We start from the raw sequence: 10,664 nt of genomic DNA on the forward strand, positions 1-10,664 counted from the left end.
GGGGCACCATACCAACCCCGGACTCCAGTTATGACTGGTAGAGCTTTGGGGAGCACGTCAATAGGCAAACGCAATTCCCTGTTACGCGGCGCAGGGAATTTGCCTCGAACACCCGCTGAAATGTGAGGTTCTCAATCTCGCGCAACTGGCCGGCTATGGCCAAATAATCAGAATTCCCTGTAAACCGGCATGGATCAGGGAATGCTCACTGGCGTGAGAAACGAGAAATGATCGGGCGATTGTGGGATCGAAATCACGGCAGGCACTTCGCTGAGGAAGCCCAGGTGAGCCGGTAGCGATCGCTCGAAAGTCATTCCGTACTGCCGGTGATAGCGGCGGAGAAAAAGGGCTTCAGAACGCGATCTCTCGCCCGCCTCAAATTCTCCGGAGTACCGAATCAAGTTGGAATGGCGTGGAAACGCGCGGGAAATGCGCGGGATCGCTGCGGTCGCGAATAACCCATGACTGGTTGGCGGAGCGGGAGGGATTCGAACCCTCGATACGCTTTTGACGTATACTCACTTTCCAGGCGAGCGCCTTCGACCACTCGGCCACCGCTCCGCATACCGGGAAGCCAGCGCCCCTAGAGCGTGGCAGGCCCGGACGCAAGCATGCGTGCACGCGCGGCGATTGCGCGCGGGCGCGGGGTGGGGCAGGCTGCGGGGACATGACCATGATCCTCGCGCTCGCGCTGCTTCAGGCCGCCGCCGCCCCGACCGCCCCGGCACCGCACGATCCGATCCCCACGGACTGGCGCGCGATCCCGGACGACGACCTGCTCGTCATCACGCTGGCGGGGAACCGCACCGTCGTCATCCGCCTGGCGCCCGCACACGCCCCGCTGCACGTCGCCAATATCCGGAAACTGGCGCGCGCGGGGTGGTGGACCGGGTCGAGCGTCTATCGCGTGCAGGAGAACTGGGTCGCGCAATGGGGCGACGCGAGCGAGAAGAAGCCGCTGCCCGTCGGCGTTGCGGTCGCGGTGCCGGCGGAGTTCGAGATCGCGGCCTTCGCCCCCGTCGTCCGCATGGCGCGCGCGGATACGCATTCGGCGGCGTCGGGGATCACCGCGGACGGCTGGCCGGTCGCCAGCGACGCGCAGGGGCATCAATGGTTGCCGCATTGCTACGGCATGGTCGGCGTCGCGCGCGACAGCGATCCGACGAGCGGGTCGGGCGCGGAATTGTTCACCCCCATCGGGCAGTCGGCGCGGCGGCTCGACCGCAATTACGCCGTCGTGGGGCGGATCGTGGAGGGGATGAAATACCTGTCCGGCCTGCCGCGCAGCGATGCACCGCTGGGGGTATATGCCACCGCGCAGGAGCGCCTGCCGATCGTCTCCGCCGCGCTGGCCAGCGACCTTCCGCCCGCGACGCGCCCGAAATTCCAGTATCGCGCCGCGGACAATCCACGCTTCGCCGCGGCGCTGCGCCGGCGCGAGAACCCGCCCGCGCCGACGATCGGTTCGGGCGCGATCGACGTGTGCGAAATGCCGCTCGACACCCGCCGCGTCCCCTGATCCCCGCTCGAAAGCCCGTATCGATGATCCTCCGCGCGCTCGCCCTGCTGCTCGCCACCGCCGCGCCCGTGTCGGCGCAGGTTTCCGCGCCGACATTGCTGCCGGTGGAGGTCGACAGGGAGGCGGGCCGCGTCCTCGTCACGCTGCCGCCGCCCGGCGCGGACGGCGTGTCGGCGCGCTTCCTGTATACCGCGTCGCTGCGCACCGGGCTGGGCACGCCCGAAACCGGCCTGGACCATGCGCAGCAGGGCGACACCTATGTCCTGGCCTTCCGCCGCATGGGGAAGAAGGTGGTGGCGGAATATGAGAACCCGCGCTTCCGCGCCACGAACGGTTCGCCCGCGGAACAGCGCGCGGCGCGCGAGAGCCTCGCCGCGTCCACCGCCTGGGTCGGCGACGTGGCGAAGACGCTGCCCGGCGGCGCGGTGCAGGTCGACCTGGCCGGCTTCCTGACCCGCGACGTGCTCGGCATCGCTGGCGCGCTGCGACAGGGCGGCGCGGGGGAATACAGGCTGGATACGGGCGCCAGCGTGGTCGACGCCGCCGCGACGCGCGTGTTCCCCGACAATATCGAGCTTGAGGCGCGGCAGACCTACGTGGGAGACAAGCCCGCGCGCTTCCTGACCGATGTCGCGCCCGATGCGCGGTCGCTGGCGCTGACGGTTCATCATTCGCTGATCCGCCTGCCCGCGCCGGGCTACACGCCCATTCGCTTCGATCCGCGCTGGGGCGGGATCTTCGGCGCGCCGGTGGTCGATTACGCCGCGCCGCTGGGACAGGACGTGGTCTACACGCTGGCCGCGCGCTTCCGGCTGGAGAAGGTCGATCCCGCCGCCGCGCGGTCGGCGGTGAAGAAGCCGGTGACGTTCCATATCGATGCCGCCGCGCCCGAACCGATCCGCACCGCGCTGGCCGAAGGGGTCGGCTGGTGGCGGCAGGCGTTCGAGAAGGCGGGCTATGTCGATGCCTTCCGCGTCGCGATCCTGCCCGCGGACGCGGACCCGCTGGACGCACGCTACAACGTCGTGAACTGGGTCAATCGCGCCACCCGCGGCTGGTCCTACGGGCAGACGGTGATCGACCCGCGGACGGGGGAGATCGTGCGCGGCTCCGTCCTTCTCGGCTCGCTGCGGGTGCGGCAGGACATGCTGATCTTCGAAGGCCTGGTCGGCGCGGACAAGGTCGGGACGGGCGGCCCGAACGATCCGGTGCAGGCCGCACTGGCGCGCATCCGGCAATTGGGCGCGCACGAGGTCGGGCATGCGATCGGGCTGGAGCATAATTTCGCCGCCTCGACGCAGGATCGCGCGTCGGTGATGGACTATCCCGCCCCGCGCATCGTGCTGAAGGACGGCGTGCCCGACCTGTCGGATGCCTATGGCGTCGGCGTCGGCGCGTGGGACGTGGCCGCGATCGACCGCCTGTACGGCCAGCCCGCCCCCGGCACGACGCAGGCGCAGGCAGACGCGGCGAAGGCCGCCGCGCTCGCCGCCTCCGGCCTGCGCTTCGTCGCGGACGGCGACGCGCGCCCGCCGAGCAGCGGGCAGCCCTGGGCCAGCCTGTGGGACGACGGCGCCGATCCGGTGGCGGAGCTGTCGCGGATGATGGCGGTCCGCCGCGCCGCGATCGACCGCTTCGGCCCGGCGGCGCTGCGGCCGGGGGAGGCGGTGGAGAATCTGCGGCGCAAGTTCGTGCCGATCTGGCTGCTGCACCGCTATCAGGTGGAGGCGGCGGCGAAGCCGATCGGCGGGCGCGGCTTCGTCTACCCCGTCGCGGGCGGGGGGCAGGAGGCGGCGGCGACGCCGGTGCCCGCGGACGCGCAGCGCGCCGCGATCGACGCGCTGCTGGCGACGCTGACGCCCGCCGCGCTGACGGTGCCCGCGCGCCTCGTGCCCTTGCTGTCCGCGGGAAGGAGCGGCGGCAACGATCGGCAGTTCGATATCGAGGTGATGCAGACCGCGGGCGGGCCGGTGTTCGATCCCCTCGTCGCGGCGGACGTCGCCGCGACCGTCACGCTGTCGGCGCTGCTCGATCCCGATCGCCTGCAACGCCTGGCGCTACAGCAGGCCGCCGACCCCGCGATGCCGGGGGCGCAGGACGTGATCGCGCGACTGGCCGCGGCGACGGTCGACCGCGCGTCGGACCCGCTGACGCAGCGGATCGCGACGCGCACGCTGCTGATGCTGGCGCAGCTGTCGCGCGATCCGCAGGTCGCGTCCGGCGTCGCCGCGGTGGCGGACGAGGCGGTCGTCGCCGCCGCGGCGCGGCTGGCGAAGGGGCGCGACCCCTGGGCACGGTCGACCGCGCGGCTGCTCGGCGACGACGACCGCCTGACCGCGACGCTGGCCGAATTGCCCAAACGCACCCCGCGCGTGCCGCCGGGAATGCCGATCGGCGGCGCGGAAAGCGACTGGATGGCGGGGCTGTAGCGCGGGCGGCATCGGCCGTCCGGGCCGCTCACGTCGGCGCGAACAGCCCCAGCGCCGCGACTTCCGCGGTGTCGAGCGCGATACCGAACATCATTCCCAGCCGCATGCGGTAGACGCGCGGATCGGTGATGCGCGCGTCGGTTTCCGCATCGCCCGCGACCCGGCGATAGCGGTCGTCGACCAGCGTCGCGAACCCGTGCGGCAGGACGATGCTGGCGATGCGCAGGGTCGTGAAGCGCGTTCCCGGCGCGGTGGAGGTCCACCAATTGCCCAGCATCAGGTCCGCCTCCGCCACCGCGCCGGTGGTGAAGCTGTATTGCGGTTGCCACCCCTCGCCCGTGGCGCGGCCGTCCGTCGCGGCGATCGAGCCCAGCCGCTCCAGCAGCCAGCCGTGCGTCGCATGGCGCGACAGGCGGTATCGCGCGCCGTCGGGCGCGGTCGCCTCCGCCCCGTCGCGCAACGGCATGACCGGGGCGAAACTGCCGCCGAAGCCGGGGTCCGCGACGAACGTCTCGCCGTCGATCGCGACCAAGCTGAACGTGTGCGTCAACGGCGGGACCGGTCCCCGCGCGATGTCGATGCCCAGCCACACGCGCGCCAGCAGCGGCCGGTGGTCGAACGCCAGCGCGGTCAGCGCGTCGCCGAACAAGCGGTTCTGTTCGAAGCAATAGCCGCCGCGCCGCGCGGTGACGAGCTTGGCGAAGACGCGCGCGCCGTCGATCGCGATGCCGCGGCCCAGATGGATGTCGAAATTCTCGAACGGGATCGCCAGCCGGTGCGCGCGCTGCATCCGGGCGAGCCCGGCAAGGTCGCGGGTCGGCCGCGCGGGCAGGTCGATGCGGGCGAGATAGGCGTCGAGGTCGAACATGCCGCGCGCTGTAGCGGGCGGCGCGCGTCCGCGCACCCCGTTCCCGCGACCGGCGCGGCCGAACGCAAAGGGCCGCCCGGTCGCCCGGACGGCCCCTTGTCGTAACGACGCCGGTCGGCGTGATTACATCGCGTTCGTGGTCGTCGTCGTGGTGGTGGTGTTCGACATCATCATCGTGTCGTTGCCCATCATCATGTCGTTGGCCATCATGCCGCCGTTCATGGAGCTGTCGACGGCCGTCATGTTGTCGGTCGTGGTCTCCATGCCCTCGGTGGCATTCATGTCGGTGATCATGGTGTTCTCGGTGGTCTCGGTCTTCGAACCGCACGCCGAGATCGCGAGCGCCGCAGCCGCGAGCGCCGAGCCGGCCAGAACCTTGGTGATGACTGCACGCATGAAATTTGCTCCCTAGACTGTAGTTTTTGGCGGTCGGCTCTACCGTACCGCCCAAACCGCACTTGACACTAATGACAAGACGCAGCCCCCTCAAGCCTCGATTTCAAGCGCACAAGCAAGGCTTTCGAGAAAGGCGTCCGCGGTCAACGCGAGCGCGGCGTCGAAGGTTGCAGCCAGGGTCGCAGGATCGCCCGTCATTCCAAGCGCCTGCGCACTGGTGACCGGATGGTCGGCGATCCCGCACGGCACGATGCCGCCGAAATGCGACAGGTCCGGCGACAGGTTGACCGCGAAGCCGTGCAGCGTGACCCAGCGGCGGACGCGCACGCCGATGGCGCCGATCTTCGCCTCCCGTCCGTCGGCGTCGATGGTCCAGATCCCGATGCGGCCCGGCGCGCGGAAGGCGGTGATGCCGACCCGCGCCAAGGCCGCGATGATCCATCCCTCGACCGAATGGACGAAGCGGCGCACGTCGCGCCCGCGGCGATTGAGGTCGAGGACGAGGTAGCCGACCCGCTGGCCCGGGCCGTGATAGGTGTATCGGCCGCCCCGCCCCGCCGCCACGACGGGGAAGCGCGCGTCGACCAGTTCGGCGGGGTCCGCGCTGGTCCCCGCGGTGTAGACGGGGGGATGTTCCAGCAGCCAGATCAGTTCCCCCGCATCCCCCGTCGCCACCGCCGCCGCGCGCGCTTCCATCTCGGCCAGCGCGGTCGCATAGTCGGTCAGCCCCGGCGTCACGCGCCATTCGATGTCCTGTCGGTCGTCCACGGACGCGAGATGCGGATGCGCGGGGCGATTGGCAAGCGGGCGAGGGGCGGCTACGCGATGCGGGTCAGCCAAGGGGGATTGCGGGCATGAGCGGCAGGCGGGTGAAGATCAGCGACGTCTGGGACCGGACGGTCGCGGTGTTGCACGGGCGCGCGGGCATCCTTGCCTGGATCGCGGTCCTGTTCATCCTCGTGCCCGGCGTCGCGGGCAATGCGGTCACCGCCTTCGCGGGGACCGCGCCCGGTCCGCGCTTCCTGGGCGGGCTGGTCGGCCTGGCGGTGACGGTGCTGCTGCTGATCGGCCTGCTCGCGATCACCGCGGTGGCGAGCGATCCCGCGATCGACCGCGCGACCGGGGTGAAGATCGGGCTGCGGCGGCTCGGCCCGGTGCTGGCCTGTATCGTGGTCATGATGCTGGCGGTGGTGCTGGTGATCCTGCCGCTCAGCTACATCGTGTTCTCCTCCGGCGCGACGTACAACGCCGCGACCGGCCGGATCCAGATCGAGAACGCCAGTGCCGGGGGCGTCGCGCTGGCGGGGCTGCTGTCGATCTTCCTGATGCTGGCGGGCCTCTGGCTCAGCGCGCGGCTGGCGCCGCTGTTCGCCGTGGTGGTGAACGAACGGCTGGGCGTGCGGGCGATCGTGCGCAGCTTTGCGCTGACCCGCGGCGCGACGTTGCGGCTGATCGGCGTGATGATCCTGTATCTGGTCGTCCTGGGCGTCCTGTTCATCGCGGTCACCAGCGTCCTGGGCGTCGTCGCGGGCCTGCTGCTGGACGGCGATGCGACCGCGACGAAGGCGTTCGTCGTGGCGGTCGTCGGCACCGTGCTGACCACCGTCACCAGCACGGTGCAGATGGCCTTCTACGCGCAATATTACGTCGCGGCGCGGGCGGACGACGGGGTCGCGCACGCCGCGGCATGATGGTCACGCCCGGCACCCTCCTCGCCGCCGCCTGGCGGCTGTTCCGGCGCGACCGCGCCGCGATGGGCGCGATCGCGGGCCTGTTCGTGTTCCTCCCCGCCTTCGCGGTGCTGCTGCTCAGCGACCCCATCCCCCCGCTGCCCGCCGCCCCGCGCGATCAGGCGGCGATGCAGGGGTGGATGGATGCGGTGATGGCCTGGGGGCGGGGCAACGCGCCGGGCTATGTCCTGGCGGACCTGGTCGGGCTGTTCGGCGCCGCCGCGATCGCGATCCTGCTCCTGGCGCCGACGCAGCCGACGGTCGCGGAGGCGCTGCGGCTGGCGGCGCGGCGGATCGTCCCCTTCGCCCTGGTCAGCCTGCTGACCGCGGTGCCGGTCGGGCTGGGGCTATGGCTGTTCGTGCTGCCCGGCCTCTACGCGCAGGCGCGGCTGCTGCTCGCGATCCCGCTGCTCGCGGCCGAACCCGCGGCGGGCGTGGGCGACGCGCTGTCGGGCAGCCTGCGGCGGACGCGCGGGCTGGGCCTCGCGATCACCGGTGCGCTGGTCGCGCTGTTCCTGGCGCAATGGATCGTCGCGGTGCCGTTGATGTCGGCGGACGACTGGCTGCGTGCGCCGGGCAACGGCAATCCGCTGGTGCTGGCGCTGGTCGATGCGGGGATCGCGGCAGCGGGGGCGGCGTGGCGTGTCGCCGCGCTGCTGGTCGGGATCGTCGTCTATCGCGCCAGAAGGGGCAGCTGAGGCGCGCAATCGGCGGGCAGCAGCCCGGTGACGCGCGGATCGGGAAAGGTCTCGATCGTCCGCCGGATCGGGTCGAACCCCTGCGCGCGATAGAAGCCCAGAGCATGCGGATGGTCCAGCGTGCAGGTGTGCAGCCACACCCGCTCCACCCCCGGCGCCCATGCGCGCGCCAGCGCCTCGGCCATCAACCAGCGGCCCAGCCCCTTGCCCGCCAGTTCGGGCACCAGCGCGACATAGGACAATTCGCACTGGCCCGCATGGCGGAAGTCCAGCTCCAGCATCCCCACCTCCACGCCCGCGCGGTCGACCGCGGCGTGGACGTGGATGTCCGGATCGTGGACGATCGCGGTCAGCGCGGCGTCGTCCATGGCGAGCCGCGAATACCACAGCCACCGCGCGCCCACGCGCCGGAACAGGATGCGGTACTTGTCCGGATCGGGCATCGCCCAGCGCACCAGCCGCAAGGGGGAGGCGGGCAGGGGCCGCAACGGCGGACGCCGCCGCATCTCCAGCGTGGTGACGATCGTCGCCACCTCGTCGGGCGGGACCGGGGTCAGTCCCACGAGGTCACTCCCACGTGGCCACGGGCGGCAGGCTCATCAGGATCGCGTCGATATTCCCCCCGGTCTTCAGCCCGAACAGCGTCCCCCGGTCGTACACCAGGTTGAACTCGGCATAGCGCCCGCGCCACGCGCGCTGCTGCGCCACGTCGGTATCGGTGAACGGCGCGTCCATCCGTCGCCGCACGATCCGCGGATAGGTGTCCAGGAACGCGCGCCCCACATCCTGCGTGAAGGCGAAGTCGCGCGCGAAATCGCCCTCGAGGTGGTCGTAGAAGATGCCGCCGACGCCGCGGTGGACCTTGCGATGGGGGATGTAGAAATATTCGTCCGCCCAGTCGCGGAAGCGCGGATAATGCGCCGGATCGTGCGCATCGCACGCCGCCTTCAGTGTGGCGTGGAAATCCTCGGTATCCGCCGCGATCGGCAGCGGCGGGTTCAGGTCCGCGCCGCCGCCGAACCATTGCTTCGTCGTGCGCAGGAACCGCATGTTCATGTGCACCGCGGGCACATGCGGATTGGCCATGTGCGCGACCAGGCTGATGCCCGTCGCGAAGAAGCGCGGATCTTCGCCCGCGCCGTGGATCGTCTTCCCGAACTCGCTCTCGAACGTCCCGCCCACGGTGGAGACGTTGACGCCCACCTTCTCGAACACCGTGCCCTTCATGACGCCGCGCACGCCGCCGCCGCCGGGCTCCCCGCTCGGATCGACGCGGTCCCACGCGATATAATCGAACGCCGCGTCCGATCCGCCCTCGCGCTCGATCGCCTCGAACTCGGCGCAGATCAGGTCGCGCAGATGCTCGAACCACGTCCGGGCCTGCGATTGTTGGGGGTCGAGCGTCAGCATGGACGCGCCTTAAAGCGCTATCGCGCCGAACGGAACCGCGCTGCCGTTAAGTCGCCATTGTGCTGCGGCATGGCATGACCGTTGGATGGAGCTTCGGGCATGAAGGCGATCTGGCCGGCCGCGCTGCTGGCGATCTGGGCGGGACCCGCGACGGCGCAGATGCTGTCCGCGACCGACGCGCTGGCGCAGGACGCGGCCGAATATGCGCGGATGTTCCCGGTCACGCCCGACGTCGCGCTGCGCCGCCTGCGCGCGCAGGAGGCCAGCGTGGCGGTGACGCAGCGGATCGCGCGCGATCATGCCGCGCGGCTGGCGGGCATAGCGGTGGAGCATCGCCCCGATTTCCGCATCGTCGTGCGCCTGACCGGCGACGCGGCGGTGGAGGACGAGGCGATCGTCGTCGACGGCCTGACCATGCCGATCGTCTACCGCACCGGCGCGTCCGCGACGCGCGCGCAATTGTCCGCCGCGCTGGCCGCGCATCAGGTGGAACTGGCGGCGCAGCTGCCCCATGCGCCGGGCATGGGGATCGACCTGGCGCGGGGGGCGATCGTCGTTTCCGCCAGCCGCATCGACGTCGACACGATCGGCGCGATCCCGATCGCGGAGCGGATGGCGGCCATCGCGGGCGTGCCCGTCAGCGTGCGCGGCGACGGCGTCAGCGCCGCGATGAGTGGTCCGGCGGCGGAGGGCGGGGCGCGCGTGATCGGCAGCAATCCCGGCGATCCGCGCCGCTTCGCCTGCACCACGGGTTTCGTCGTCACCGACGGCACGCGCACCGCGCTGACAACCGCGGCGCATTGCCCGGACGAGCTGAAATATATCGCCCCCGACGGCGCGACCGCACCGATGCCCTTCGTCGCGCAATGGGGCTGGGGCTATCAGGACGTGCAGATCAACGCGGTCGACGGCGCGCTCGGCCCCACCTTCTACGCCGATACCGCGCGCACGCAGGTCCGCACGGTGGAGGGGCGCCGCCCGCTCGATTCGACGCGCACGGGCGATTTCGTCTGCCACCGCGGCGAGCGGACGGGCTACAGCTGCGCGACGGTCGAACTGGTCGAATTCGCGCCCGCCGGGCAATTGTGCGGCGGGCTGTGCACGCCGACCTGGGTGACGGTCGCCGGCCCCGGCTGCCGCGGCGGCGACAGCGGCGCGCCGGTGTTCCTGGGTGGCCGCGCGTTCGGGATCGTGAAGGGCGGCAGCTACCGCAGCGACGGCACGTGCGGCTTCTATTTCTACATGTCGACCGACTATCTCCCCACCGGCTGGCGCCTGCTGGGCGATCCCTCGCCCGTCGCTGCGTTGCCCGTCCCGGCCGCGCCGGTGCCGTTCGTCGCGGTAGAAGGGTGAGTTCGCGCGAAGCCGCGAAGACGCGAAGAGAAGAGGGTTTTTCGCGCAGAGGCGCGGAGACGCGGAGGTGTTGCGCTTGCGGCAATGTCCCGGCTGCGTCAGCAGCCAGTGAACGTGACAGCCACAGGATCGAAGGTCTCGCTGCGCGAGACGGCACCCCGGGCGCACGCTCTCTGCGCCTCTGCGCCTCTGCGCGAAAAACCTTCTTCCTTTATCTTCTCTTCGCGTCATCGCGCCTTCGCGTGAAAACCCCTTCTGACT

Annotated in this window: 10 protein-coding genes and 1 tRNA gene; 5 read left to right on the plus strand and 6 right to left on the minus strand. The window is 70.9% G+C overall.

Translation table 11 applies throughout. From position 1 onward, the window contains the following. Nucleotides 1–470: 470 nt before the first annotated feature. A tRNA-Ser gene (locus ASG29_RS07110) sits at nucleotides 471–561 on the minus strand. Between the two features lie 106 nt (nucleotides 562–667). Here ASG29_RS07110 and ASG29_RS07115 point away from each other — a divergent pair. Together ASG29_RS07115 and ASG29_RS07120 are read left to right on the plus strand one after the other, a co-directional pair. Continuing rightward, nucleotides 668–1,519: a peptidylprolyl isomerase gene (locus tag ASG29_RS07115; RefSeq protein ID WP_055982383.1), complete on the plus strand. Its 852-nt coding sequence runs from the start codon at nucleotides 668–670 to the stop codon at nucleotides 1,517–1,519. A gap of 23 nt (nucleotides 1,520–1,542) precedes the next feature. Further along, nucleotides 1,543–3,948, plus strand: a complete 2,406-nt coding sequence (locus ASG29_RS07120) for a zinc-dependent metalloprotease (protein WP_055982384.1) — start codon at nucleotides 1,543–1,545, stop codon at nucleotides 3,946–3,948. A 28-nt stretch (nucleotides 3,949–3,976) separates the two neighbouring features. On the opposite strand, the gene ASG29_RS07125 is transcribed toward ASG29_RS07120, so the two are convergent. The 3 genes from ASG29_RS07125 to lipB form a co-directional block, all read right to left on the minus strand. After that, a complete protein-coding gene (locus ASG29_RS07125; protein WP_055982386.1) occupies nucleotides 3,977–4,816 on the minus strand; it encodes an arylamine N-acetyltransferase family protein in 840 nt (279 codons plus the stop codon). A 123-nt stretch (nucleotides 4,817–4,939) separates the two neighbouring features. After that, a complete protein-coding gene (locus ASG29_RS07130) occupies nucleotides 4,940–5,212 on the minus strand; it encodes a hypothetical protein (protein WP_055982388.1) in 273 nt (90 codons plus the stop codon). A gap of 90 nt (nucleotides 5,213–5,302) precedes the next feature. Next, nucleotides 5,303–5,980 carry a lipoyl(octanoyl) transferase LipB gene (gene lipB / locus ASG29_RS07135; RefSeq protein ID WP_055982390.1) on the minus strand — a complete coding sequence of 226 codons (678 nt, stop codon included), beginning with the start codon at nucleotides 5,978–5,980 and terminating at the stop codon, nucleotides 5,303–5,305. Nucleotides 5,981–6,066: 86 nt separating this feature from the next. Between lipB and ASG29_RS07140 the strand changes: the two genes are divergently transcribed. Both ASG29_RS07140 and ASG29_RS07145 read left to right on the plus strand, forming a co-directional pair. After that, complete coding sequence (locus ASG29_RS07140) at nucleotides 6,067–6,903, plus strand: hypothetical protein (protein WP_055982392.1); 837 nt, start codon at nucleotides 6,067–6,069, stop codon at nucleotides 6,901–6,903. Next, nucleotides 6,900–7,640, plus strand: coding sequence for a hypothetical protein (locus ASG29_RS07145; RefSeq protein WP_055982395.1), 741 nt, complete (start codon nucleotides 6,900–6,902; stop codon nucleotides 7,638–7,640). The genes ASG29_RS07140 and ASG29_RS07145 overlap by 4 nt, the downstream gene beginning before the upstream one ends. Here the strand turns inward: ASG29_RS07145 and ASG29_RS07150 are convergent. Then, the gene (locus ASG29_RS07150) at nucleotides 7,616–8,203 is read right to left on the minus strand and encodes a GNAT family N-acetyltransferase (RefSeq protein WP_055982397.1); all 588 of its coding nucleotides are present in this window, start codon (nucleotides 8,201–8,203) and stop codon (nucleotides 7,616–7,618) included. The two genes, ASG29_RS07145 and ASG29_RS07150, sit on opposite strands and share 25 nt — an antisense overlap. Before the next feature lie 4 nt (nucleotides 8,204–8,207). After that, nucleotides 8,208–9,050, minus strand: coding sequence for an oxygen-dependent coproporphyrinogen oxidase (gene hemF, locus ASG29_RS07155; RefSeq protein WP_055982398.1), 843 nt, complete (start codon nucleotides 9,048–9,050; stop codon nucleotides 8,208–8,210). 99 nt (nucleotides 9,051–9,149) lie between these two features. Here hemF and ASG29_RS07160 point away from each other — a divergent pair, with 99 nt between their 5' ends. Next, a complete protein-coding gene (locus ASG29_RS07160; protein ID WP_200932391.1) occupies nucleotides 9,150–10,403 on the plus strand; it encodes a hypothetical protein in 1,254 nt (417 codons plus the stop codon). Nucleotides 10,404–10,664: the final 261 nt, after the last annotated feature.

The sequence above is a fragment of the Sphingomonas sp. Leaf412 genome, assembly GCF_001425405.1.
Lineage (GTDB): Bacteria > Pseudomonadota > Alphaproteobacteria > Sphingomonadales > Sphingomonadaceae > Sphingomonas.